At 69.8% G+C, this 22,214-nt stretch carries 27 protein-coding genes and 1 riboswitch; of the genes, 13 read left to right on the top strand and 14 right to left on the bottom strand.

Annotated features, from left to right (window positions below; translation table 11 throughout):
- Nucleotide 1: 1 nt before the first annotated feature.
- Nucleotides 2–808 carry an enoyl-CoA hydratase/isomerase family protein gene (locus ACH49X_RS31540; RefSeq protein ID WP_195078040.1) on the top strand — a complete coding sequence of 269 codons (807 nt, stop codon included), beginning with the start codon at nt 2–4 and terminating at the stop codon, nt 806–808.
- 153 nt (nt 809–961) lie between these two features.
- Here the strand turns inward: ACH49X_RS31540 and ACH49X_RS31535 are convergent, their stop codons facing one another.
- From ACH49X_RS31535 to carD, 6 genes are all read right to left on the bottom strand, one after another.
- Nucleotides 962–1,240: a DUF4190 domain-containing protein gene (locus ACH49X_RS31535; protein WP_195078039.1), complete on the bottom strand. Its 279-nt coding sequence runs from the start codon at nt 1,238–1,240 to the stop codon at nt 962–964.
- A gap of 62 nt (nt 1,241–1,302) precedes the next feature.
- Nucleotides 1,303–2,280 (bottom strand): 23S rRNA (guanosine(2251)-2'-O)-methyltransferase RlmB, encoded by a 978-nt coding sequence (gene rlmB / locus ACH49X_RS31530; protein ID WP_195078038.1) that lies wholly within the window; start codon nt 2,278–2,280, stop codon nt 1,303–1,305.
- Nucleotides 2,280–3,686: a cysteine--tRNA ligase gene (cysS, locus tag ACH49X_RS31525; protein WP_357111125.1), complete on the bottom strand. Its 1,407-nt coding sequence runs from the start codon at nt 3,684–3,686 to the stop codon at nt 2,280–2,282. Before cysS ends, rlmB begins: the two co-directional genes overlap by 1 nt.
- A gap of 64 nt (nt 3,687–3,750) precedes the next feature.
- Nucleotides 3,751–4,218, bottom strand: a complete 468-nt coding sequence (gene ispF / locus ACH49X_RS31520; RefSeq protein ID WP_195078402.1) for a 2-C-methyl-D-erythritol 2,4-cyclodiphosphate synthase — start codon at nt 4,216–4,218, stop codon at nt 3,751–3,753.
- A 2-nt stretch (nt 4,219–4,220) separates the two neighbouring features.
- Nucleotides 4,221–4,946, bottom strand: coding sequence for a 2-C-methyl-D-erythritol 4-phosphate cytidylyltransferase (gene ispD, locus ACH49X_RS31515; protein WP_195078036.1), 726 nt, complete (start codon nt 4,944–4,946; stop codon nt 4,221–4,223).
- A 2-nt stretch (nt 4,947–4,948) separates the two neighbouring features.
- The gene (gene carD, locus ACH49X_RS31510) at nt 4,949–5,437 is read right to left on the bottom strand and encodes an RNA polymerase-binding transcription factor CarD (RefSeq protein WP_011206964.1); all 489 of its coding nucleotides are present in this window, start codon (nt 5,435–5,437) and stop codon (nt 4,949–4,951) included.
- Between the two features lie 408 nt (nt 5,438–5,845).
- On the opposite strand from carD, the gene ACH49X_RS31505 reads away from it, so the two are divergent.
- Entirely contained in the window at nt 5,846–6,601 is a 756-nt protein-coding gene (locus tag ACH49X_RS31505; protein ID WP_357111122.1) for a hypothetical protein, read from the top strand.
- Nucleotides 6,602–7,225: 624 nt separating this feature from the next.
- The gene (radA, locus tag ACH49X_RS31500; protein WP_195078035.1) at nt 7,226–8,623 is read left to right on the top strand and encodes a DNA repair protein RadA; all 1,398 of its coding nucleotides are present in this window, start codon (nt 7,226–7,228) and stop codon (nt 8,621–8,623) included.
- A gap of 11 nt (nt 8,624–8,634) precedes the next feature.
- On the opposite strand, the gene ACH49X_RS31495 is transcribed toward radA, so the two are convergent.
- Complete coding sequence (locus ACH49X_RS31495) at nt 8,635–9,282, bottom strand: hypothetical protein (protein ID WP_357110707.1); 648 nt, start codon at nt 9,280–9,282, stop codon at nt 8,635–8,637.
- 123 nt (nt 9,283–9,405) lie between these two features.
- Nucleotides 9,406–10,029: a carbonic anhydrase gene (locus tag ACH49X_RS31490; protein WP_195078033.1), complete on the bottom strand. Its 624-nt coding sequence runs from the start codon at nt 10,027–10,029 to the stop codon at nt 9,406–9,408.
- 88 nt (nt 10,030–10,117) lie between these two features.
- Here ACH49X_RS31490 and ACH49X_RS31485 point away from each other — a divergent pair, with 88 nt between their 5' ends.
- Nucleotides 10,118–11,038: an A/G-specific adenine glycosylase gene (locus ACH49X_RS31485; RefSeq protein ID WP_357110704.1), complete on the top strand. Its 921-nt coding sequence runs from the start codon at nt 10,118–10,120 to the stop codon at nt 11,036–11,038.
- Between the two features lie 25 nt (nt 11,039–11,063).
- On the opposite strand, the gene ACH49X_RS31480 is transcribed toward ACH49X_RS31485, so the two are convergent.
- Nucleotides 11,064–11,810, bottom strand: a complete 747-nt coding sequence (locus tag ACH49X_RS31480; protein WP_195078032.1) for an alpha/beta fold hydrolase — start codon at nt 11,808–11,810, stop codon at nt 11,064–11,066.
- 58 nt (nt 11,811–11,868) lie between these two features.
- Here ACH49X_RS31480 and mhuD point away from each other — a divergent pair, with 58 nt between their 5' ends.
- From mhuD to ACH49X_RS31460, 4 genes are all read left to right on the top strand, one after another.
- Nucleotides 11,869–12,183, top strand: coding sequence for a mycobilin-forming heme oxygenase MhuD (mhuD, locus tag ACH49X_RS31475; protein ID WP_039794711.1), 315 nt, complete (start codon nt 11,869–11,871; stop codon nt 12,181–12,183).
- 80 nt (nt 12,184–12,263) lie between these two features.
- Nucleotides 12,264–12,416, top strand: a riboswitch (cobalamin riboswitch).
- 29 nt (nt 12,417–12,445) lie between these two features.
- Nucleotides 12,446–12,640: a CbtB-domain containing protein gene (locus ACH49X_RS31470; RefSeq protein ID WP_039794710.1), complete on the top strand. Its 195-nt coding sequence runs from the start codon at nt 12,446–12,448 to the stop codon at nt 12,638–12,640.
- The gene (locus tag ACH49X_RS31465) at nt 12,631–13,437 is read left to right on the top strand and encodes a CbtA family protein (RefSeq protein WP_357208977.1); all 807 of its coding nucleotides are present in this window, start codon (nt 12,631–12,633) and stop codon (nt 13,435–13,437) included. The genes ACH49X_RS31470 and ACH49X_RS31465 overlap by 10 nt, the downstream gene beginning before the upstream one ends.
- A 35-nt stretch (nt 13,438–13,472) precedes the next feature.
- Nucleotides 13,473–13,955 (top strand): hypothetical protein, encoded by a 483-nt coding sequence (locus ACH49X_RS31460; protein ID WP_357208976.1) that lies wholly within the window; start codon nt 13,473–13,475, stop codon nt 13,953–13,955.
- Nucleotides 13,956–14,012: 57 nt separating this feature from the next.
- On the opposite strand, the gene ACH49X_RS31455 is transcribed toward ACH49X_RS31460, so the two are convergent.
- From ACH49X_RS31455 to ACH49X_RS31445, 3 genes are all read right to left on the bottom strand, one after another.
- Entirely contained in the window at nt 14,013–14,453 is a 441-nt protein-coding gene (locus tag ACH49X_RS31455; RefSeq protein WP_067794871.1) for an OsmC family peroxiredoxin, read from the bottom strand.
- Between the two features lie 163 nt (nt 14,454–14,616).
- Complete coding sequence (locus ACH49X_RS31450; RefSeq protein WP_195078029.1) at nt 14,617–14,937, bottom strand: multidrug efflux SMR transporter; 321 nt, start codon at nt 14,935–14,937, stop codon at nt 14,617–14,619.
- 1 nt (nt 14,938) lies between these two features.
- Nucleotides 14,939–15,586: an FMN-dependent NADH-azoreductase gene (locus ACH49X_RS31445; RefSeq protein ID WP_195078028.1), complete on the bottom strand. Its 648-nt coding sequence runs from the start codon at nt 15,584–15,586 to the stop codon at nt 14,939–14,941.
- A gap of 110 nt (nt 15,587–15,696) precedes the next feature.
- Here ACH49X_RS31445 and ACH49X_RS31440 point away from each other — a divergent pair, with 110 nt between their 5' ends.
- Nucleotides 15,697–16,317: a TetR/AcrR family transcriptional regulator gene (locus ACH49X_RS31440; RefSeq protein WP_195078027.1), complete on the top strand. Its 621-nt coding sequence runs from the start codon at nt 15,697–15,699 to the stop codon at nt 16,315–16,317.
- Between the two features lie 55 nt (nt 16,318–16,372).
- On the opposite strand, the gene ACH49X_RS31435 is transcribed toward ACH49X_RS31440, so the two are convergent.
- Nucleotides 16,373–17,236, bottom strand: a complete 864-nt coding sequence (locus tag ACH49X_RS31435; RefSeq protein ID WP_357208975.1) for an ABC transporter permease — start codon at nt 17,234–17,236, stop codon at nt 16,373–16,375.
- On the bottom strand, nt 17,233–18,135 hold the full coding sequence (locus ACH49X_RS31430; protein ID WP_357208974.1) for an ABC transporter ATP-binding protein: 903 nt from the start codon (nt 18,133–18,135) through the stop codon (nt 17,233–17,235). The genes ACH49X_RS31435 and ACH49X_RS31430 overlap by 4 nt, the downstream gene beginning before the upstream one ends.
- Nucleotides 18,136–18,339: 204 nt before the next feature.
- Here ACH49X_RS31430 and ACH49X_RS31425 point away from each other — a divergent pair, with 204 nt between their 5' ends.
- From ACH49X_RS31425 to ACH49X_RS31410, 4 genes are all read left to right on the top strand, one after another.
- Complete coding sequence (locus ACH49X_RS31425; RefSeq protein ID WP_357208973.1) at nt 18,340–19,914, top strand: histidine kinase; 1,575 nt, start codon at nt 18,340–18,342, stop codon at nt 19,912–19,914.
- A 31-nt stretch (nt 19,915–19,945) separates the two neighbouring features.
- Complete coding sequence (locus ACH49X_RS31420; protein WP_357208972.1) at nt 19,946–20,638, top strand: response regulator transcription factor; 693 nt, start codon at nt 19,946–19,948, stop codon at nt 20,636–20,638.
- A gap of 462 nt (nt 20,639–21,100) precedes the next feature.
- Nucleotides 21,101–21,370 (top strand): hypothetical protein, encoded by a 270-nt coding sequence (locus tag ACH49X_RS31415; RefSeq protein WP_323124579.1) that lies wholly within the window; start codon nt 21,101–21,103, stop codon nt 21,368–21,370.
- Between the two features lie 28 nt (nt 21,371–21,398).
- Nucleotides 21,399–22,202: an LLM class flavin-dependent oxidoreductase gene (locus tag ACH49X_RS31410; protein ID WP_357208970.1), complete on the top strand. Its 804-nt coding sequence runs from the start codon at nt 21,399–21,401 to the stop codon at nt 22,200–22,202.
- The last annotated feature ends 12 nt before the right edge of the window (nt 22,203–22,214 follow it).

Here is a 22,214-nt window from a genome sequence, read left to right as displayed (position 1 = left end):
CATGAGTTCGGAACTGCACGTCGACGTCTCCCGGGGCGTCGCCGTGCTCACGCTCAACCGGCCCGCCCAGCAGAACGCCTTCACCCCGACGATGGCGGCAGAATTGGGCGCCGCGTTGCAGCGCTGCGATTCGGAAGACGCCATCCGTGCCGTGATCATCACCGGCACCCCGCCCGCCTTCTGCGCGGGCGCGGACCTGTCCAATCGGGTGGGTGAGGTGAGCGCCACCATCGATCCGCCGCCGTGGCGCGTGCGCAAGCCGGTGATCGCGGCCGTCAACGGCCACGCGGTCGGCATCGGCCTGGCCCTGGCCTTGCAATGCGACCTGCGGTACATGGCGCGCGACGCGGTGTACGGACTGAACCAGGTGCGCCGCGGCGTCCTGGCCGACGGCTACGCGCACTGGACGCTACCCCGGCTGGTCGGCATGGCCAACGCCGCCGACATCATGCTCACCGGGCGCACCTTCGACGGTGACGAGGCGAAGGCGATGGGCGTGGCCAACAGCTCATTACCCGCCGGCGAGGTGCTACCCACCGCGCTGGCCGTCGCGCACGACATCGCGAACGGCTCGGCGCCGCTACCCGTGGCACTGTCCAAGCGGCTGCTCTGGGAAGGGCTCGGCATGAGCCCGGCCGTGGTCGGCAAGCTCGAAACCGATCTCAACCAGCACGCGACCAAGAGCATCGACGGTGGCGAGGCCATGGCCGCGTTCCGCGATCGCAGGCAGCCCAGCTGGTCGGGCAGCGTCAGCACGGAGTGGCCCGCCTGGGACACCGCCGAGCGCGAACGGCCCAGTCTGGACTAGGCGGTCTCCGCCCGGCTCCGGCGGTGTCAGCGCACGGGAACGTTCGACCGCGCCCACCCCCCTTGTTGGCGGAACGGACTCAGGCGTGGCCTGTCGCGGTTCAGTGCGGGGACTGATCGTTCCCGATGTAGTCCGGCGTCCGCACGCGGACGCTCAAGCGTTCCCGCCGAGCAGGATGAGCAGGAACAGCACCGCGAAGATGATCATGAGGACGGTGCCGATGACGCCGAGTATGTACCCGACCATAACCTGGGCCCGGCCACCGTACGCGCCGCCGGATTCCTCGATCTGGTCGAGCGCGCGCCGTCCCAGCGCCCATGCCACCGGCCCCAGCACCCCGCAGCACAAGACGCTCGCCGCGCCGAGAAACAACACCGCCGTCGCGTTCGGATGCTCGACCGGCGAACCTATGGGCTGATTGGGTATCACCACCACCCGAATTCTACTGGGGTGAGCGGCCTCTCCGTGTTTTTAGGCGTGCGAGGCGCAAACCTTCACACGCGGCGCTGGCGGGCGACTTCCGAAAGCACCACCCCGGCGGCCACCGACGCGTTCAGCGATTCCACCGGCCCGGCCATCGGGATCGACAGGATCGTGTCACAGGACTCCCGCACCAGGCGCGACAGCCCCTTGCCCTCCGAGCCGACCACGATCACGGTCGGCTCGCGGCCGTCGAAATCGTCGAGCGTGGTGTCGCCGCCGGCGTCCAAGCCGACCACCTGGATACCCTGAGCCGCCCAATCCTTCAGCGTGCGAGTGAGATTGGTGGCGCGGGCGACCGGAAGCCGGGCGGCGGCGCCCGCGCTGGTGCGCCAGGCCACCGCGGTGACACTCGCGCTGCGCCGCTGCGGGATCAGCACACCGTGACCGCCGAAGGCGGCCACGGAACGCACCACCGCACCCAGGTTGCGCGGATCGGAGATATTGTCCAGCGCGACCAGCAGCGCGGGCTCGGCGGCGCCCCGCACCCGGTCGAGCAGATCGTCCGGATGGGCGTAGCGGTACGGCGGCACCTGAAGGGCTACGCCTTGGTGCAAACCATTGGCACTCAGCCGATCCAGATCCGTACGCGGCACCTCCAGGATGGAGATCCCGGTGTCGGCGGCCAGCCGCACGCTCTCGGTCAAGCGGTCGTCGTTCTCGGTGCCGACCGCGACGTACAGCGCGGTCGCCGGCACACCGGCTCGCAGACACTCCACCACCGGATTGCGCCCGAGCACCAACTCGGGGCCGTCCTCGGTCTTGCGTCCGGCGGGACGGGTGGTGGCACCGCGCGCGGACGAACGTCCCTGCGCGGCCTTGGTTTTCGCGGCGGCCCGCTTGGCGGCGGGGTGCTTGGTGCGCATCTCCGCGGGCGGCGTGGCGCCACGTCCCTCCAGTCCGCGCCTGCGCTTGCCGCCGGAGCCCACCACGGCGCCCTTCTTGCTGCCGCTCTTGCGAACCGCACCGCGACGCTGCGAATTGCCTGCCATCACTCGGCCTTTCCGGATTGTGATGCCGCCAGCGCCCATTCGGGGCCGTCGGCCGTGTCGGTGACCTCGATGCCCGCGGCCTGCAAGCGATCGCGCACGGCGTCGGCGGTCGCCCAGTCCTTGGCGGCGCGCGCCTGCTGGCGGCGGTCGAGTTCGGCGCGCACCAGCACGTCCAGAGCGCCGAGCGCGGCCGAGGAATCGCTCGGGGTGTACCAGTGCGGGTCGAGCGGATCGACACCGAGGACGGCGAGCATGGCGCGCACCTGACCGGCGAGGTCGCGCGCGGAATCGATCGCGCCGACCTCCAGCGCCTTGTTGCCCTCGTGCACCACGCGGTGGATCTCCGCCAACGCCTTCGGCACCGCCAGATCGTCGTCGAGGGCGGCGGCGAACGCGTCGGTCCACTTGCCCACCGGAACCTCACCGGCCCGGTCCACCACCCGGTTCACGAACGCCTCGATGCGCTGGTAGGACTGGGCCGCGTCGTGCAGCGCCTTCTCCGAGTACTCCAGCATCGAGCGGTAGTGCGCGCTGCCCAGGTAGAACCGCAATTCGACGGCCCGCACCTGCTCGAGCACATTCGGCACGGACAGCACGTTGCCCAGCGACTTGGACATCTTCTCCCCGCCCATGGTCACCCAGCCGTTGTGCAGCCAGTACCGGGCGAAACCGTCGCCGGCCGCCTTCGACTGGGCGATCTCGTTCTCGTGGTGCGGGAACACCAGATCCATACCGCCGCAATGAATGTCGAATTCCGCGCCGAGATAGAACTCGGCCATCGCGGAGCACTCCAGGTGCCAGCCGGGGCGGCCGGGCCCCCAGGGCGACGGCCAGGTCGGCTCGCCGGGCTTGGCCGCCTTCCACAGGGTGAAGTCGCGCGGGTCGCGTTTGCCCTCGCCCGCGCTCTCGCCTTGGTGCACGTCGTCGAGCTTGTGGCCGGACAGCTTGCCGTAATCGGGGTAGCTGACCACGTCGAAATAGACGTTCCCGGCCGAGGCGTAGGCGTGACCGCGGTCGATCAGCCGCTGCATCATCTCCACCATCTGGGTGATGTGGCCGGTGGCGCGCGGCTCCGCGGACGGCGGCAGCACACCGAGCTGTTCGTAGGCGCGGTCGAAGGCGCGCTCGTGCGTGGCGGCCCACTCCCACCACGGCCTGCCCGCCTCGGCGGCCTTGGTCAGGATCTTGTCCTCGATATCGGTGACGTTGCGGATGAAGAAGACGTCGATGTCGTGCGCGATCAACCAGCGTCGCAGCACGTCGAACGCGACTCCGCTGCGCACATGGCCGATGTGCGGCTCGCCCTGCACGGTGGCGCCACAGAGGTACACCGAAGCACGGCCGGGGACCAAGGGCGCGAAATCGCGCATGGTCCGCGTGTCGGTGTCAAAGAGGCGCAGCGTCACGGCAGTCGATCCTAGCTGGTGTATAAGGTCGTTCACGGACCGGCTCGGGTCCGTCGGAGCTGGATCAACGACAAGCTTGCAGCAGGGCGGTCGCCACGGCGGCGACACCCTCGCCGCGACCGGTCAGGCCGAGCCCGTCGGTGGTGGTGCCGGACACCGCGACCGGGGCGTCGAGCAGTCCGCCGAGCACCTGTTGCGCCTCGGCGCGCCGCGGCCCGATCTTGGGGCGGTTGCCGATCACCTGCACCGCGGCGTTGACCACCTCGAAGCCCGCTTCGTCCAGCAGCCTGCGCACTTCCTTCAGCATGGCCGCGCCGGAGACGCCGGCCCATTCCGGGCGTCCGGTGCCGAACACCGCGCCGACATCGCCGAGGCCCGCCGCGGACAGCAGCGCGTCGCACAGGGCGTGCGCGGCGACGTCGCCGTCCGAGTGGCCCGCGCAGCCGTCGTCGCCGTCGAACAGCAGACCCGCCATCCAGCACGGCCTGCCCGCTTCGATCGGATGGACGTCACTGCCGATGCCGACGCGCATGGTCACGGCGCCACCGCCCGTCCGACGCCCGCGCCGTCGAGCACCGCGTCGGCGAGCCGGAGGTCGAGGGGAGTGGTGATCTTGAAGGCGAGCGGATCGCCGGGGATGGTGTGGACCGCGACGCCGAGCCGCTCCACCAGACCCGCGTCGTCGGTCGCCTGGATGCCCTCCGGCGCGTACGCGCAGCGCAGCAGGTCGGCCGCGAAACCTTGCGGCGTCTGGATGGCGCGCAACCGGGCGCGATCGGGAGTGCCGGTCACCGCGCCGGCCGCGTCGACGGATTTGATGGTGTCGGCTACCGGAAGCCCGGGGACCACGGCGGGGCGCCCCGCGCGCAGTTCGGCCGCGACCCTGGCGATGAGGTCGGGCGGCGTGAGCGCTCGGGCGGCGTCGTGCACCAGGAAGTAGGCGGCGTCGGGCGCCGCGGCGATACCCGCCCGCACCGAGTCGATGCGTTCGGCGCCGCCGACGACCACCTGAACCGAACTCGTTGGCGGCAGCAGGGCAACGGCGCTGTCGACGAGTTCGGTGGGAACCATCACGATGATCCGGTCGACCGCGCCGGAGGCGATCAAGCCTTCGACGGCGAGCCGGACCATGGGCCTGCCGCCGACCGGGACGAACGCCTTGGGTGCCGATTCACCCAGACGCACGCCACGACCGGCGGCAGGCACAAGAGCAACGACGGGTCCGTCACTGGAACGGACACCGTTGTCAGTTGTGTTCACGGTCAGGAAGCCGCTGCGAGGACCTCATCGAGCAGGGTCTCAGCCTTGCCGTCATCGGTGCCTTCGGCCAGCGCGAGCTCACCGACAAGAATCTGCCGAGCCTTGGCGAGCATGCGCTTCTCACCCGCGGACAGGCCGCGGTCCTGTTCCCGGCGCCACAGATCGCGGACGACCTCGGCCACCTTGTTCACATCGCCGGAAGCGAGCTTCTCGAGGTTGGCCTTGTAGCGGCGGGACCAGTTGGTCGGCTCCTCCGTATGCGGCGCCCGAAGCACCTGGAAGACCCGATCGAGACCCTCCTGACCCACGACGTCACGCACGCCGACGTATTCGGCGTTCTCCGCGGGAACCCGAACAGTGAGATCGCCTTGGGCGACCTTCAGGACCAGATACTCTTTTTGCTCACCCTTGATGGTGCGAGTCTCGATTGCTTCGATCAGCGCCGCTCCGTGGTGGGGGTAAACGACGGTGTCTCCGACCTTAAAAATCATGTGTCCCGTGCCCCTTTCGATGTTCACAGTTTAACATGCGACTCGGTAACGGCGCGATCAACTGTGCAGGTCAGGGCCACAACGAGGAAGGCCAGGGGCTTGACAGATGCCAGGCGGTGTGCATTACGTTGTGCCAGAACGGGTTATCTCCCGGCTCCGTCGCCGCCGCTCGCCGCCCGCGCGCCGGCACCTTCGCGGCAACCTTCCGAAGTTCGATCGAACCGTTATCAACGCGCCGAGTGTCGGCGCGCACGTCCCGTGGTCGGCCGCACACTCCACCGCGTGCGCGCGGGCTTGCCCCGAGTTCGACCCGGCCCCCGCGCCCGTGCCGCCGAGGGAACTACTACGCTGCCTAGTTACTACGCTCCCGCGCGGAGCCAGAGCCCGGTCGACATGGAGGGACAACCCGTGACTGCCCTGAAAGCTGTGACCGCCCCCAAGGGGGCGCGACGTCGCATGGTGACGGTTGCCGCACTCGCCGCCGGAGCGGCGATCGCGCTGTCCGGCTGCGGCGCGGGCCAGATCTCGCAGACCGCCGAACAGGTCGCCGCCGTGAACGGCAACCACGCCGACGTGGGCCGCATCGCCCTGCGCAACGTGCACATCGTGTATCCGTCCGAGGGCACCGGGTACACCAACACCAAGGGCGGCAAGGCGCTCATCGCGTTGTCCATCATCAACAACGGCGAGTCCGTGACCGACGAGCTGACCAGCATCACCACCGACCTGGGCACCGTCAAGATCACCCCGGCCTCCGGCAAGTCGGTCGTCGAGCTCGCCCCGCAGCAGACCGTCGTCGCGGCGACCCAGCCGGTCAAGCGCGAGGCCGCGCCGACCACCACCAGCGCCGCGCCGACCACGAGCGCGGGCGCGCCCACCTCCGCTCCGCGCTCCGCCGCGCCGACCACCACCGCCGAGTCGCACGGCGCTGGCGAGCACGGCTCCCCCGCCGCGGGCCAGGACCCGGAGGCCAACCCCATCCTGATCGAGATCACCGGCCTGACCAGGGACATCTCCCCCGGCCTCACCTACAACGTCTCGTTCAACTTCAAGCAGAACGGCACCGTCCAGGTCCAGGTCCCGGTCGACGCGGGCCAGCACACCGAGCGCCACGAGTCCGACAAGTCCGGCCCGGCCGAAGCCGAACACAGCGGCGGCCACTGAGTTCGATTTGCAGCGCCTGCGGCGCTGCGTGCTCGCGGCCCCTTCTTGGTTCGTGGCCGGGCGGGCGAGACTCGCGACTGCGTCGCATGCGCTTCGCCCACCCGGCCACGAACCGGGCCGCGAACGGCGCTCGTAAGACTCGCGCCCTGCGGGGCTCGGAAAGTGTGGATGGAGCGGCCCCGGCCACGCCATAAACCTTCTTACCGGGCAGCGCCTCCCGACTCGACATACCACCCCTGGCGCGGAGAGCCACTGCGCGGCGGGAGCTCAGCGCGCCCGCGGTCCGCGCACCACCCCCCGTGCGCGGAGAGCCACTGCTCCTATGCGACATCAAACAGTCGGCCCGAGTAGCAGGCAAGCTGCGCGCCGAGGCGGAGCGCTCGCTACCCGCGTACACCGGTAGCGAGCTTCGATACCCACGTGCCCAGTACACCCCCACCACGTCTTTCGAGCGAAGCGAGACCGAGCATCCGCCGTTCGCGGCCCGGCTCGCGTGTGCGCGGCCGCCGCGTAGGCGACGAAGGAGCAAGCGGCGGTCGCGCACACGCGAGCCACAAAGGGGCCGCGAACACCCAGCGCCGCAGGCGCTGGAAATCCAACACAGCCGGTGCGTATGGTGCCGGTGTGGCAAAGACGAAGCCGACCTTTCGCTGCTCCGCCTGTTCGCACGAGGTCGCGAAATGGGTGGGCAAGTGTCCTGAGTGCGGGGCTTGGGGCACCGTTGAGGAGGTAGTCGCCGCGGCGGGTGCGGTCGGTTCGCCGGGGCGCAAGGCGATGTTGCCGAGCACCGCGGCCGCGCCGCTCTCGCAGATCGACTCCAAGATCACCAAAGCGCGGCCGACGGGTGTCACCGAGTTGGACCGGGTGCTCGGCGGCGGGGTGGTGCCGGGATCGGTCGTGTTGCTGTCCGGCGAGCCGGGAGTGGGCAAGTCGACGCTGCTGCTCGAGGTGGCGCATCGCTGGGCGGCCCAGCGGGACGAGAAGTCGCTGTACGTCACCGCCGAGGAGTCGGCGGGGCAGGTCCGGTTGCGGGCCGATCGCACCGGAGCGGTGCACGACCGGGTCTATCTGGCGGCGGAGTCGGACCTGTCGATCGTGCTCGGACACGTCGAGCAGGTGCGGCCGACGCTGCTGGTGGTCGACTCGGTGCAGACCATGCTCGCCCCTGAGGTGGACGGCGTGATCGGCGGCGTCACCCAGGTGCGCGAGGTGACCGCGGCCCTGACTTCGCTGGCCAAGGCGAGCGGCATCGCGGTGCTGCTGGTCGGGCACGTCACCAAGGACGGCAACGTCGCGGGCCCGCGCACGCTCGAGCACCTGGTCGACGTGGTGCTCCAGTTCGAAGGCGACAAGAACTCCACGCTGCGCATGGTGCGCGGCATCAAGAACCGCTTCGGCAGCGCCGACGAGGTCGGCTGCTTCGAGTTGCACGAGGACGGCATCGCCTGCGTGGACGACCCGTCCGGCCTGTTCCTGCACCACCGGACGGATTCCGTGCCCGGCACGGCGGTGACGGTCGCGATGGACGGCAAGCGTCCGCTGGTCGGCGAGGTGCAGGGCCTGACGGTGAAGACCGAGATTCCGCAACCGCGCCGCGCGGTCAGCGGCCTGGACTACAACCGGGTCGCCATGGTGCTTGCCGTCCTGCAGAGCCGCGGCCGGGTGTTCCTCGGCAAGAGCGATGTGTACGCCGCGACCGTCGGCGGTATGCGCTTGGTCGAGCCGTCGGCCGACCTCGCCATCGCGCTCGCCATCGCCAGCGCCGAGTCCGATGTCCCGATTCCTCCTGGCTGGGTGATCCTCGGAGAGGTCGGACTGGCGGGCGAAGTCCGCAAGGTGACCGGCGTCAACCGCAGATTGGCCGAAGCCGAACGCCTCGGCTTCACCACTGCCCTGGTGCCCCCCGGCCTGGCCCCGGTGAAAAGCACCATGAAGATCCACGAGGTCACCGACCTGCGCTCCGCCATCCGCATAGCGGGCCTGCGCAAACTACGCGCCGCCCCTGAGGAGGCCGCCAGCTGACCCCTCCCCTCTCAAGCGATGTTGAACGGCTCGGCCATGCTGCGTACCGAACCCAGCTGCGCCACGACGCTGTAGGGCCCCGGTGGGACTTGGACGCGTTCGCCCGCGCAGTTCGGCTGGGACGTGGTGCCCGACCAGGTGACAGTGAACGCCGCCTGCTCACCGCGGCCCATCGTGCGGACGTCGGGCTGACCATCGGGATAGCAGTCGGTGCTCGACCACAGACGCCGCTGGCCGTCGAGCGTGTGCACCGAGACCTGCTGGAGGCCGGAACCCATGTCACGGGTGCACGCCACCGCCGAGATGTTGGTGATGACGATCCCGAACACCGGCTGCTCACCCGTTTTGTAGGTGGGCTGCTCGACGGTCACCTTGATCGCCAGCGATTGGTCCGGGCACGGTCCGGCCGCGAGGGTGGTGGCCGCCGCGGAGGACTTGGGCGCGCCGGACTCGGCCGAGGGCTTGGCCGCCGCGTCGGCGGACTTGGTCACGGCCGAGCTGGTCCCGCCGGCCGCGGCGTCACCGGGCGAGTCGCCGCCGCGTACGACCGCGAGCACGACCCAGATCACCAGCGCCAGGGCGACCACCAGGATTCCGATGGCGAACACGCGTCGACGCCAATAGATCTCCGGTGGCAGCGGTCCATTCGGTTCCAGCACGTCTCAACGGTAAGGGCACCATCGGGCGCATCGTCTCAGGGGCACGGCGTGTCGGCCGCGTGCGCCCGCGGGCGGCGAGTACATTCCGCCGGCACGCCGACCCCGGCGCGGGCGTGCCGCGGCTCAGACCACCTCGCCGATGTTGCCGACGACCCGGTGCAACTGCGCCTTGCCCTCGGCCAGCTTGTAGGTCACGCAGGCGATGGCGAGCTCGCCGGTCGCGACCCGCTGCGAGATGATCATCGACCGCTGCATGAGCAGGCGGCTGGTCTCCACCACGTGCCTGGCCTCCATCTCGTCGACGGTGGACAAGCCTTCGCGGCGGCCGACCAGAATGGACGGCGCGACCCGCTCGACCACGCTGCGGATGAATCCGCCCGGCACCTCGCCGCCGTCGAGCGCGTCGATGGTGGCCTTGACGGCGCCGCAGCTGTCGTGGCCGAGCACTACGATGAGCGGCACGTTGAGCACCTGCACGCCGTACTCGATCGAGCCGAGCACCGAGCTGTCGACCACATGGCCCGCGGTACGAACGACGAACATGTCGCCGAGACCCTGGTCGAAGATCAACTCCGCGGCGACCCTGGAGTCGCCGCAGCCGAACAGGATCGCGTGCGGGTGCTGGCCACTGACGAGTTTGGCCCGGTCGGCGGCACCCTGGCTAGGATGCAGCAGCGCGCCGCTGACGAAGCGGTCGTTTCCTTCGCGCAAGGACTTCCAGGCACTGATCGGGTTGGAATCCGGCATACCGACCATTGTGCAGGACGGTTACGGTTACCAGCGAGTTCGGTCGGTTACGGGCGGGCAAATGTCGCCTGGCAGCAGTAGTACGGGGATGGTGAGGACAGTGCGGAACGGCGCACCGAACGGCATCGACGCCGACACGTTGCTGGACTGGTACGCGGAGACCGCGCGCGATCTGCCGTGGCGCCGCCCCGGCGTCACCGCATGGCAGATCCTGATGAGCGAGATCATGCTCCAGCAAACTCCGGTGGTCCGGGTCGAACCGATCTGGCGGGAATGGGTGGCGCGCTGGCCGGTGCCTTCGGCGATGGCCGCCTCGTCGCAGGCGGAAGTGCTGCGCGCCTGGGGCAAGCTCGGCTATCCGCGCCGTGCGCTGCGGCTGCACGAGTGCGCGAGGGTGCTGGCGAGCGAGCACGGCGACGAGGTGCCCGCCGATGTGGAGGTTCTGCTCGGGCTGCCCGGCATCGGCGCGTACACCGCGCGCGCCGTCGCCTGTTTCGCGTACGGACAACGCGTTCCCGTGGTGGACACGAACGTCCGCCGTGTGGTTGCCAGGGCGGTGCACGGGCGCGCGGAAGCGGGTAACCCCTCGTCGCGGGATCTGCCCGAGACCGAGGCGCTGCTGCCGCTGCGGATCGACCGCGCCGCGGTGTTCTCCGCCGCCCTCATGGAACTCGGCGCGACCGTGTGCACGGCCCGCACCCCCGATTGCTCGCGCTGCCCGCTGCCGAGTTGCGCGTGGGTCACCGCGGGACGGCCGGCGAGCGAGGTGGTCCGCCGCACCCAGAAATACGAGGGCACCGACCGCCAAGCGCGCGGCAGGCTGCTGGATGTCCTGCGGCACGCGAGCGGGCCGGTGGAGCGGGTCCGCTTGGATCTGGCCTGGACCCGCGACCCGGGCCAGCGCGACCGCGCGTTGGACTCGCTGCTGGTGGACGGCTTGATCGAGCAGACGCCCGACGGCCTGTTCGCGTTGGCGGGCGAAGGCGGGGCCACCGGATTCGACAACTGACGAACGCCGCGATGATTCCGTGCCGCTAGCTGGCGAGCACTCGCCGTAGGAAGCGCTCGACTTCCGCTCGGTAGCGGTCGGGCTGATCGTCGTGCACGAGATGGCCCGCGCCCGGCACCAACACGTGTTCGGCGTGCGGATGGGCGGCGGCCATCTGCCGCATCTGCCCCGGCGGTGTGATGCTGTGCTCGCCCTCCAGCAGCAGCGCGGGCACCCGCACCGCATGCCATTGCTGCCAGAAATCGCGTGTCCCCCACTCCTCGGAGATATCGCGGAAGGTGGCGACCGAGCCGTGCAGCCGGTATCCCTCCGGCCCGTGTTCGAAGGCGTTCGAGAAGTAGCGCCCGGCGACCGGCCCGAAGAACGACAGCATGGCCTCCTCGTCGGGGAACGGTTGCGGCCACGCCTCGATCATCGCCGCCCAGTGCGCGGCGGTGCGGCCGGTGAAGTCCGGCGCGATGTCCTCGATCACCAGCGCGCGTACCCGGTCGGGGTGGGTCGCCGCGAATACCCAGCCGTGCAGAGCCCCCATCGAATGCCCGATCACGACCATCGGCTCTTCGATCGCGGCGGTGCGGGCGGCGAGGTCGGCGACGAAGGCCTCGGTCGTCAGCTCCGCGGGCGCCGGCCTGCCGTGCCCGGCGGCGTCGAAGGTGTAGACGTGGCCGTGCTCGCGCAGCCAGCCCAGCTGATCGCGCCACGTGCGCGCGCTGCCCATCAGTCCGTGCAGCAGCAGGATCGGCGCGCCTGCTCCGCCTTCGTCGTGCAACATCGGTTCGACAATACGAGGCACCGAGCATCTGCTCGGCGGCAGCCGCTAGCTTGGACACATGGCTGTTGTGAAGATCAACGCGATCGAGGTTCCCGAGGGCGCGGGCCCCGAGTTGGAGAAGCGGTTCGCCCACCGCGCGCACGCGGTCGAGAACTCCCCCGGCTTCCTCGGCTTCCAGCTGTTGCGCCCGGTGGCCGGAGAGAAGCGGTATTTCGTTGTCACCCAGTGGGACTCGGAAGAGTCCTTCGCGGCTTGGCGGGACGGGCCCGCGCGCGAGGCGCATGCGGGCGAGCGTCAGAAGCCGGTCTCGACGGGTGCGTCGCTGCTCGAGTTCGAGGTCGTGCTCGACGTGGACGCCAAACCCGCGAACTGACTGCGCGCCGCACCGCCGGGCAGGCCAGCCTGCCCGGCGACTCGCCCGACGCCGTGGTACGCCCGTGCCGGACCCGGTTGACGCCGAGGGTGTGCGGGTGTCACAGTTCGAGGGACAAACGCGAGGGTGACGCGGTAATTCCGGTGAGATTCCGGAGCGGTCGCGCCACTGTGTTCCACGCACCGAGTCCGGTGCCGGAAAGCCAGACACCGGCACCGTCGCGCCACCACCCTAAGGGACGCGTATCCCAAGGAGGACTCGAATGGCCATCGCGCATTCACCCAGCCGGGCAACCGATTCCCTGGCCACCGTGCTCGTCACGGTCGGTGTCGTTCTTCTCGCACTGCTCACGCTGTACCTGGTCGGCTTCGATCAGGGCGTCATCTCGCGCAGCGGGATGTACCTGCATGAGCTGATGCACGACGGACGTCACCTGCTGGGGCTTCCGTGCCACTGATCGGTTCGCTTCGAACCCTGCTGCTGCGCGGCCTGCTGGCCGGTCTGATCGCCGGACTGCTGGCCGCCACAGTCGGTTATTTCGTCGGCGAACCCAAAGTCGACGCGGCCATCGCCATCGAGGAAGCGCACAGCTCACACGCCGAATCGCCGGACGGGCACTCCCACGGCGAGCACGCCGAATCGCCCGGCGGCCATTCCCACGGTGACGAGGAAGAACCGCTGGTGAGCCGCGGCGGCCAGAAGTTCGGGCAGTTTCTCGCCCTCGGCCTGGCCGGTCTCGCGCTCGGCGCCATCTACGCCTCGGTCGCGCACTTCGCGCGGCGCTACACCACGCTGTCCGGGCCGCGGCTCGCGCTGACGCTCGGTGTGGCCGGTTGGGCCGCGATCGTCGCGGTGCCGTTCTTCAAGTACCCGGCCAACCCGCCCGCGGTCGGCGACCCGGACACCATCAACGAGCGCACTCTGCTGTGGCTGGCCGCCGTTGTGCTGGGCATCGTCGCGGTCGGTGCGGCGGTGGCGGCGTTCACCGCGCTGCGCGCCCAGCTGCCCACGTTCCGGCTGATCGGCGGCGTCGCGGCGTTCGTGCTGGTCACCGCGCTCGGCTACGTCCTGCTGCCCGGCGTGAACGAGGTGAGCGCGGACTTCCCGGCCACCCTGCTGTGGCAGTTCCGGGTGGCCTCGCTGGCCGAGACCGCGACTCTGTGGGCCTGCCTGGCGCTCGGCTTCGCCGCGCTCACCGAGTTCGCCACACGCACCGATACTCCGGTATCGGTAGCGCCCGCTACCGCAGGGTGATTCGCGTTCGGAAGCAGTGAGGCAGTGTCGGCCCCATGACCGGCACTGCCTTTTCCGTCCGGCCCGCATCGCGGGGCGCAGCCCCTTCCGGACCGCCGCGCGCGGTGCGCGTCGCGTTCAACGCTCTGGTCGTCGCGTTGGTCGCGGGTGGCGCCGAGGCGATCGCGCGGGCCGCCCGCGATTTCTCGACGGCCGACCCGACGAGCGTGGCGCCCGGGCTCGGCCTTCGCATCGCGATCTATCTGCTGGTGCTGGCCGTCGCGGTGCGTATGACTCGCGGCGACCGCTGGGCCCGCCTGCTGATCACCGTCGGCATCGGCGTGCTCGGTCTGCTGTCCCTGATCATCGAGCCGCTCGCCGCGGCGATGTCCGCGAACGAATTCCGCGATCTGTTCCGGGACACCCCACCCGTCGGCTTGCTGCTCGCGACGCTTCGTACCGTTCACGTCGTAGCCGTCCTGATCGCGATCCCGGCTCTCTACACCCGCCCGGCCCGTCGCTACTTCCGCGGACGCTGATGCCGTGCCGGTTTCGTGCCCCCGCACTGTGGGAGGGGCACGAAACCGGTGGCCGAATTACGCGAGAGCGGCGTCGAGGGTGATGTGGTCGACGCCGGCGAGGGCCTTGCTGACGGGGCAGCCCGCCTTGGCGGCCTCGGCGGCGGCCTGGAAGGCGTCGGCGTCGATCCCGGAGACGCGGCCGCGGACGGTCAGCTCGATGCCGGTGATCCGGAAGCCGCCCGCCGGATCGGGGCCGAGGGTCACGTCGGCGGTGACGTCCAGGCTCTCCGGGGTGCCGCCCGCGTTGCCGATCTGCGCCGAGAGCGCCATCGCGTAGCAGGACGAGTGCGCGGCCGCGATCAGCTCCTCCGGGCTGGTGGTGCCGTCGGCCTCCTCGGCGGAACGCTTGGGAAACGACACGTCGTACTTACCGACCCCTGAACTGGCCAGTTCGACCTGTCCCGAACCCTCCTGCAGGGTGCCGGTCCAGGCAGTACGCGCGGTACGTGTGGGCATCACGGTCCTTTCGCCGATGATCGTTTGACGATTCAGCACGAACCTACCCCGGCCGGCTCGCCCCGGCGCACCGGTTCGCCGATCGGGTTCGCCTCGGCGCACCGCGCACCCACGCCGCGCGATCGGCGCGGTAAAGCGCGGCGCGCCAGACGAATCCGTTGTTCTACTCGGGATTCGTGATCCGAGCCAGCACGATGCCGCCGAGGATCAAAGCGAGGGCCAGCAACCGTCCCGCACCGATCGGGTCCTTGTGGACGACGATGCCGAGCGTGATCGCGCCGAGCGCGCCGATGCCGGTGAACACCGCGTAGGCGGTGCCGACCGGCAACGTCTGCATGGCCCGCGACAGCAGGTACACGGCGGTGACACCGAGAACGAAGCAGATCAGGGTCGGGACGAGCCTGGTGAAATTCTCGGTCGGTTTGATGCTCTGCGACCAGACGATCTCCACCAGTCCGGCGGCGGCGAGGACCACCCAGTTCATGTCAGTACTCCCTGGCCAGGTCACTCGCGGTCGCCAGAGCGCGAGCGTGGGACCTGTCGTGCTCGGCACGCAAGTGTGCCAGTGCCGGGTCCTGGCGCGAGTTGGCGTACTCCGCGTGCACGAAAACGGTGTCGGAAACCGCGAAATGGCCCGCGAAGAAGTCGCGCAAAAAGCGTTCCTGATAGTCATAGGCCGCTTTGGGAGCGCCGGGCGAATAAGCGCCGCCTCGCGCGCTCGTCACGACGAACCGCCGGTGTCCCAGCGACATTCGCGGAAAGGTCACCTGGTCCAGCCATGCCTTGAGCGAGGCCGGGATCGAGTAGTTGTACATCGGGGTGCCGATCAAGATCACGTCCGCCGCGAGCAGCTCGGCCAGCAGCGGCTCGACGACCTCCCACGCGGCGGCCTGTTCGGGAGTGCGCGCCAATTCACCGAGCCGTTCGGGATCCGTGCTCGGCAGCGCGAGCACGGCGTCGCACAGTTGGGTCCACGCCTCTCCGATGAACGGCACCGGCTGCGCGGCGAGGTCACGGTAGAGATAGCGGCCGTCCGGGTGCCGTACGCGCCACGCCTCCGCGAAAGCGGCGCTCAATTCCCGACTGATCGACCGCGGCCGAGCGCTGGCGTCGAGGTGCAACAAGGTGCTCATGATCGAACCTCCGAATAACCGGACGGAATGTCCATTTCTGCGGACGGGACAACCATACGACCGATGTGGACATATTGTCCACTTAACCCGGAATCGGCTACAGTCACTGCATGGAACCGCGATCCGACCTGCTCACCGGTCAAGGGCCGGGCCGGTCGGCGCCTGCGCCGGAACGCGCGGACGCCGCACGCAACCGGGCGAAAGTGCTCGCCGCCGCCGCGGAGTTGTTCGCCACCCGGGATCCGCGCACGGTGACGATGGACGACATCGCGAAGGCCGCGGGCGTCGGCCGCGGCACCCTCTACCGGCGTTATCCGGACACCGCCTCGGTGGCGGTGGCGCTGCTGGACGAACACGAGCGAGCGCTGCAACAGAAACTGCTTTCCGGCCCCCCGCCGCTGGGTCCAGGAGCTCCGGCCGCACAGCGGCTGGCCGCGTTCTACGCCGCGATGGTCGAATTGCTCGATACACACGCCCATCTGGTGCTGGGCGCCGAAATCGGCGGAGCCCGCTTCGCGACCGGCGCCTACGGCTTCTGGTACGCGCATGTGCGAGGACTGTTGGCCGCGGCGGGAATTCGCGAACCGGACGCGCTGGTCGACCCGCTGCTCGCACCGCTGGCAGCGGAGGTCTACCGACAGCAACGTGAGCGCGGGCTGACCTCAGGACAGATCACCGATGCGCTGCGCGCCATCGCCGAAGCCGTTCTCGGGCCTCGGGTGAGTCCATGAACGACGAAACCGGCGGTGGACGACATCCACCACCGGTTTCGCCACCCCTCGTGGTTCACACCAGATCGCGTCCGCGCATCAGCCAAATCGTGCCGACCGCGAACAGCGCCAGATAGGCGGCCAGCACCACCAGCGATTCCGTCCGCGAAAGGACCTGCAGCACACCGGGCGTGGCGGGACCGTCCACGGTGCGCATCGCGCCCGCCAGCGACCCGGCCGCCGTGCCGGGCAGATGATCGGTGACCACTTCGATCGGCGCGAAGATCCCCGCGACGCCGCGCAACAGGTTCTCCACCACCAGCACCCAGACCAGGCCGAGCCCCACCGCGAGCGCGGGTCCGCGAGCGATGGCGCCGATCAGCGCCCCCGCCAGCGTCCACATACCGAGAATGGCGACGCCGGTCAGGATGCCGAGCAGCGACCGATCCAACGCGGGCGCGGTGAGTGCCTGCGACTGCGACGCCGCGATCAGCGCGGCGAGCGCGATGTCGGCGGCGAACGCCGCGCACACCAGCGCCACCACCACGGCCGCGAGGCTCACCACCACCGCGGCGACCGCCTGTACTCGCGAAGGCCCCTGAGTGAACGCCGTTTTCCAGGTGCCCCAACCGTATCCGCTGCCCACGGTCAGCGCGCCGAGAATGAGCATCAGCGCACCGCCGAACATGGCCATACCTTGGGTGAACACTTCGGGCACCGCGGCGGGCAGCATCTGTTGCAGCAGCACATCGCGCGGCAAGCCGTTGGACATCCGGCTGGATTCCCCGGAGGTGTAGGCCAGATAGTTGAACAGATAGGCGAACGTGAGGTTCAGCAGAATCCATGTGCCGAGAATGATCCAGAACGCGGGCCACTTGCGCAGCCGCAGCATCTCGGCCTTCGTGCTCGCGATCAGGTCGCGGATCGCCGTGCCGGTCATCGCGCGGTCTCCCATCCAGTCATCTCGAAGAACACTTCCTCCAAGGACTTCTCCTCGACCCGCAGTTCCAGCAGATCCGCCCCCGACGCGATGACCGCGCGCGCCACGGCGGGCGCGGTCACGGTGTCCGACTCGATCCGGATGCCTTTCGCGGTCAGCAACGCCGAGCGCGCACCCGCCAGCCGTCGCACCGCGGGCAGGGCCACCTCCACCGGCTCGGCGCGCAGCAGCAGCGACGAGTTGCCGCGCAGCTGCGCGACGGTCGCCTCGGTGCGCAGCCTGCCCTGCGAGATCACCCCGACCCGGTCGCAGATCGCCTGGACTTCGCTGAGCAGGTGGCTCGACAACAGCACAGTGCGGCCCTCAGCGGCCACAGCGGTGATCAGCTCTCGCATGTCGGCCATCCCCGCTGGATCGAGGCCATTGGTCGGCTCGTCCAGAATGAGCAGGTCGGGGTTGCCCAGCAATGCCGCGCCGACGCCGAGACGCTGTTTCATACCCAGCGAGTAGGTGCGGTACTTGTCCTCGCCGCGGCCGGCCAGCCCGACTCGCTCGAGCACGTCTTCGACCTCCCTCCGCCCGAGCCCGCGATATTCGGCGAGCACGCGCAGGTTGTCCCGGCCGGAGAGGTAGGGATAGAAGCCGGGACCCTCGATGAGAACGCCGATCCGGCGCACCACGGCGGGGTCGCCGGGCCGATGCCCAGCGATCGTGACCGCGCCCTCGCTCGGGCGGATCAACCCGGCCAGCATGCGCAGGGTGGTGGTCTTGCCCGCGCCGTTCGGGCCGAGGAAGCCGTAGATCTCGCCGGACGCGACGCTCATGTTCACGTCGTCGACGGCGGTGTGCTCCCCGTAGCGTTTGGTCAACCCTCGGGTGACCACGATCGAATCTGCCATGCATCGAGAATCCGCCGCAGGCCCGGCGCGGACATCCGTCGCCGGGCGACTATCGGCATACGTAGCTGGAACGACGGCTCGGCCGGGATGCCGCCGCGACCGTCCGCCGACATCCGAATCGGCGCAATTCACGCGAAATACGTTGCAAGGCGGACGTCGAATCCCAGCCGGGCCGCATAGGCTACGTGGGTGCGGGTGGCAGGGATGACAGATCGGAGTTCGGTCGGCTGGGATTGGGGCGTCGCGCTCGTCGTCGCCGCGGTTCAGTTGGTCGGAGGCACTTTCGCGAACATGCGGCAGACCGGAGTGCACTCCCTGGACGTGCTCGGCTACCTGTTGTTGCTGGCCGGCCCGGTGGCGCTGATCTGGCGGCGCGCGCAACCGCTGCCCGTGCTGATCGTCGTCCTCGCCGTGTGCGTGGCGTTCTTCCTTCGCGGCTACGGGTACGGCCCGATCTTCGTCTCGCTGGTCGTCGTCTTCCTGACCGCCGCCAGCAGCGGATCGCGTTGGTGGACCTACCCTCTCGTCCCGCTCGGGTATCTGACGCTGGTCTGGCCGCTGCCCGCACTGCTCGACCGCCCCGCGAACCTGTGGCAGGTGTTCGCGCTGATGGCGTGGCTGGCCGTGCTGCTGCTGGTGGCCGAGGGCATCCGCCAGCGCAAGGCCGTGCTCGTCGCGCGCGGGCAGCGCGCCGAGGCCGCGCGCAGGGACGAGCAAGCGCAGCGCGAGCGGCGGGCCAGCGAAGAGCGTCTCGCCATCGCCCGCGAACTGCACGACGTGCTGGCCCACAGCCTGTCGATGATCAACGTGCAGTCGTCGGTGGCGCTGGAACTGCTCGACAAACGCCCCGAGCAGGCGGAGACAGCGCTCACGGCGATCAAGAACGCCAGTCGCGACGCCCTGGCCGAAGTGCACGCGCTCCTGCACACGATTCGCTCCGGAAGCGAATCCGCGACGCCCGCCGAGCAATCGTCCACAGCCGACGCGAACGCCGAGGAGACCGGTGGCGCGACCGAGGCCGAGCCGCCGCCAGCCCCGCGCGCACCCGCGCCGAGCATCGGCGACTTGGACGAGCTGTTGCAGCGTCCGCGCACCACCGGACTGACGGTCACCACCCGAGTGCTCGGCACTCCGCAGCAGTTGCCCAGCGTCATCGACGTGGCGGCGGCGCGCATCATCCAGGAGTCGCTGACCAACGTGCTGCGGCACGCGCCAGGCGCCGACGCCGCCGTGACCGTGCGCTACACCCCGGACTCGGTCGACATCACCGTCGACAACAGCCGCCCGACCAGTGCCCCGTCGCGCTCCGGCAACGGCGGCGGCAACGGCATCATCGGCATGCGGGAGCGCACCCACGCCCTCGGCGGCGCGCTCACCGCGGGCCCACGGCCCAGTGGCGGATTCCGGGTCGCGGCCCGGCTACCGACGCGGACACCCGAACCCGGCGCGGCCGGAAACCGTTCGGCACCGGGGTCGGCGGCCCCGAGCGGGGCGCCGGACCGGAACAACGCGGTGTCACAAGCGCCGGACCAGAACGCCGAGCCGAGCACACCGCGACGCGCCCTCGCGACAGCGCGAAAGACCGAGCAGGGCGACGCGACATCGGACGCGACGAGGAAGAGTTCCCCGGAATCGGAAGCTCCGAGGAAAGGCTCCGCGGAATCGAAATCTGCGAGGCAGGGTGCGGGAACATCGCGCTCGGCGACTACCAGCCCCAGCGAGACCGAATCCGACATGTCGGGCCTGCCCGCCGATACGGCCGGTCACACCCAGCCCTGACGGGATGAGTCGGCCCACGACAGGAGACCCGATGCAGCACCACGACGATTCGGTTCCCTCCGGCGGCATCCGGGTGCTCGTGGCCGACGATCAGGCGTTGGTGCGCGGCGGCTTCGTGGCGCTGCTGGACGCCCAGGACGGCATCGACGTGGTCGGCGAGGCGGACAACGGCGAGCAGGCCGTGCGGATGACCCGCGGCCTGCGTCCCGACGTGGTGCTGATGGACATCCGCATGCCCGTCCTCGACGGCTTGGCCGCCACCCGCATGATCGCCGAGGACCCTTCGTTGACCGAGGTGCGCGTGGTCGTGCTGACCACCTTCGAGCTCGACGAGTACGTCTTCGAGGCGCTGCGCTCCGGCGCGGCCGGCTTCCTGGTCAAACACACCGAACCGGCCGATCTGGTTCGCGCCGTCCGCGTGGTCGCCGCCGGCGACGCGCTGCTGTCCCCCGGCGTGACCCGCACGCTGATCGCGGAATTCTCCGCGCGCGCGAAAACGCCGCCGCCGTCCACCCTCGCCGAGCTGACCGACCGCGAACGCGAGGTGATGACGCTGGTCGCCGAGGGACTCACGAATGCCGAGATCGCCGAACGCCTCTACCTGAGCCCCGCGACCGCCCGCACCCATGTCAGCCGGATTCTCACCAAACTGCAGGCCAGGGACCGCACCCAGCTCGTGGTCATGGCTTACGAATCCGGACTGGTCCGCCCCGGCTGGCAGTGAGCCGCCCGGCCGCAGGTGCGCACTGCCAGAAGAACCGAAGCGAACGATCCAGCGCACTGCCCTCCGCATAGAGACTCCAGGTCGGCGACCAGCTGCGAGCAAACCCACGTCGTATTCCGCGGTTCGCGGTCGGACCCCCGCCAGCACGAGTGGTCCACCCATTTCTTCGGCTTCTTCGTCGCGTCACCAGGGCCAGGACCAGCGCACAGTCGTAGCCCAGTGCCGAATATGCCTTCCTCGCGCGGCACGGCAGCACAGTCCCGCGCGGTCTTCCCGCACTCCATTTCGGCAGACAGCAATTTTTCAGCGAACAAGATATTTCTCCGGGAGTCACGTCCAGCAAATAACTGGTAAATCACTGCGGGCGGACATTTCACACTCCGCGGGTACGTCGCCAGGCGTATTCCGAGTGCCGACGCGCGACCGATGCCCCCAGCCCGCCCTCGAGCGCAGTCTTTCGTCATGAATATTTTCACTCGACCCGAAGCGGTGAGTTTTCTGGCCGATCACTACGACGGCGAGTGGCAGCCCTGGCCGTTCTTCTGGATTTTCCCGCTGCTGTTCTGGCTGACCGTCATCGCGGTGCTGCTCCTGGCCCGGAGGCGATTCACCGGGCACGGCAGCGGCATCGGCGCGCTGCGCACCGCGTTCGCCCGCGGGGAGATCACCGAGGACCAGTACCGCAGCAGGCTCGCCGTCCTGAGCGAATCCCGGCGCGGCAGCAAGCGCTGACCGGCCTTCACGATCGGGAGATCCCACTATGAGCATGACCTTCGGCATCGTTCTCACACCGCGTTCGGGAACCGACTGGGCGCGCGCGGCGACCGCGGCCGAGCAGCAGGGCTACCGGACCATTCTGCTGCCGGACACCCGGTTCACCCCTTCCCCGTTCCCGGCCCTCGCCGCGGCGGCCGCCGTGACCACCACGATCCGGCTGCGCCCGAACGTCCTCGCCGCACCGCTGCGCACCCCCGCCGCCACGGTCCGCGAGACGGCGGCCCTGCAACTGCTGTCGGACGGGCGTTTCGAACTCGGGATCGGCTCGGGACGGCCGGACGCCGCCGCCGACGCGCAGTGGCTCGGCGCGTCCTGGGGTTCCCCCGCGCAGCGACGCGCGCACCTGGTCGCCACCATCGCCGCGGTCCGCGCTGAGGTGGACCCCGCCCCGCCGGTCGTGGTCGCCGCCAACGGCCCCAGGATGCTGGCGACCGCGGCCGAAGCCGCCGACCGCATCCTGTTGGCCGCAGGGCCCAGTGCCACCGAGGCGGAGCTGGCCGAGCTGGTCCGCACCGCACGGGACGCCACCAACCGCGCCCTGCGCTTCACCCACCAGGTGGTGGGCATCGGCGGGCGGCTGCCCATTTGGACCGCGACGAAGCTGGGCCTGACCGCCGACGCCCTCACAGACGCGGGCGCGGCGGGGATGATCCCCGCGGAACCGTCCGCCGCCGCCGAGATCCTCGAGCGCCGCCGGGAGAAGTACGGTATCGACGAGGTGATCGTGCCCGGCGAACTCGCCGCCGACTTCGCACCGATCCTCGCCTACCTCGCCGACCGCTCCTGAGTTCCCCCGACC

This window comes from Nocardia sp. NPDC019323 (assembly GCF_044389845.1).
Taxonomy (GTDB): domain Bacteria; phylum Actinomycetota; class Actinomycetes; order Mycobacteriales; family Mycobacteriaceae; genus Nocardia; species Nocardia implantans.
The sequence above is the reverse complement of the archived record's forward strand: the minus strand, read 5'-3'. Positions and strand labels throughout refer to the sequence as shown.

Excerpts from the sequence above, each read along its gene's own strand:
- ACH49X_RS31450 (WP_195078029.1), bottom strand. The coding sequence starts at position 14,937 with ATGAACTGGGTGGTCCTCGCCGCCGCCGGACTGGTGGAGATCGTCTGG.
- ACH49X_RS31440 (WP_195078027.1), top strand. The coding sequence starts at position 15,697 with ATGGAACCGCGATCCGACCTGCTCACCGGTCAAGGGCCGGGCCGGTCG.
- rlmB (WP_195078038.1), bottom strand. The coding sequence starts at position 2,280 with ATGGCAGGCAATTCGCAGCGTCGCGGTGCGGTTCGCAAGAGCGGCAGC.
- ACH49X_RS31445 (WP_195078028.1), bottom strand. The coding sequence starts at position 15,586 with ATGAGCACCTTGTTGCACCTCGACGCCAGCGCTCGGCCGCGGTCGATC.
- ACH49X_RS31410 (WP_357208970.1), top strand. The coding sequence starts at position 21,399 with ATGAGCATGACCTTCGGCATCGTTCTCACACCGCGTTCGGGAACCGAC.
- carD (WP_011206964.1), bottom strand. The coding sequence starts at position 5,437 with ATGATTTTTAAGGTCGGAGACACCGTCGTTTACCCCCACCACGGAGCG.
- ispF (WP_195078402.1), bottom strand. The coding sequence starts at position 4,218 with ATGCGCGTCGGCATCGGCAGTGACGTCCATCCGATCGAAGCGGGCAGG.
- ACH49X_RS31455 (WP_067794871.1), bottom strand. The coding sequence starts at position 14,453 with ATGCCCACACGTACCGCGCGTACTGCCTGGACCGGCACCCTGCAGGAG.
- ACH49X_RS31430 (WP_357208974.1), bottom strand. The coding sequence starts at position 18,135 with ATGGCAGATTCGATCGTGGTCACCCGAGGGTTGACCAAACGCTACGGG.
- ACH49X_RS31540 (WP_195078040.1), top strand. The coding sequence starts at position 2 with ATGAGTTCGGAACTGCACGTCGACGTCTCCCGGGGCGTCGCCGTGCTC.
- mhuD (WP_039794711.1), top strand. The coding sequence starts at position 11,869 with ATGGCTGTTGTGAAGATCAACGCGATCGAGGTTCCCGAGGGCGCGGGC.
- ACH49X_RS31460 (WP_357208976.1), top strand. The coding sequence starts at position 13,473 with ATGACCGGCACTGCCTTTTCCGTCCGGCCCGCATCGCGGGGCGCAGCC.
- ACH49X_RS31470 (WP_039794710.1), top strand. The coding sequence starts at position 12,446 with ATGGCCATCGCGCATTCACCCAGCCGGGCAACCGATTCCCTGGCCACC.
- ACH49X_RS31425 (WP_357208973.1), top strand. The coding sequence starts at position 18,340 with ATGACAGATCGGAGTTCGGTCGGCTGGGATTGGGGCGTCGCGCTCGTC.
- ACH49X_RS31485 (WP_357110704.1), top strand. The coding sequence starts at position 10,118 with ATGGTGAGGACAGTGCGGAACGGCGCACCGAACGGCATCGACGCCGAC.
- ACH49X_RS31435 (WP_357208975.1), bottom strand. The coding sequence starts at position 17,236 with ATGACCGGCACGGCGATCCGCGACCTGATCGCGAGCACGAAGGCCGAG.
- ACH49X_RS31420 (WP_357208972.1), top strand. The coding sequence starts at position 19,946 with ATGCAGCACCACGACGATTCGGTTCCCTCCGGCGGCATCCGGGTGCTC.
- ACH49X_RS31415 (WP_323124579.1), top strand. The coding sequence starts at position 21,101 with ATGAATATTTTCACTCGACCCGAAGCGGTGAGTTTTCTGGCCGATCAC.
- ACH49X_RS31490 (WP_195078033.1), bottom strand. The coding sequence starts at position 10,029 with ATGCCGGATTCCAACCCGATCAGTGCCTGGAAGTCCTTGCGCGAAGGA.
- ACH49X_RS31480 (WP_195078032.1), bottom strand. The coding sequence starts at position 11,810 with ATGTTGCACGACGAAGGCGGAGCAGGCGCGCCGATCCTGCTGCTGCAC.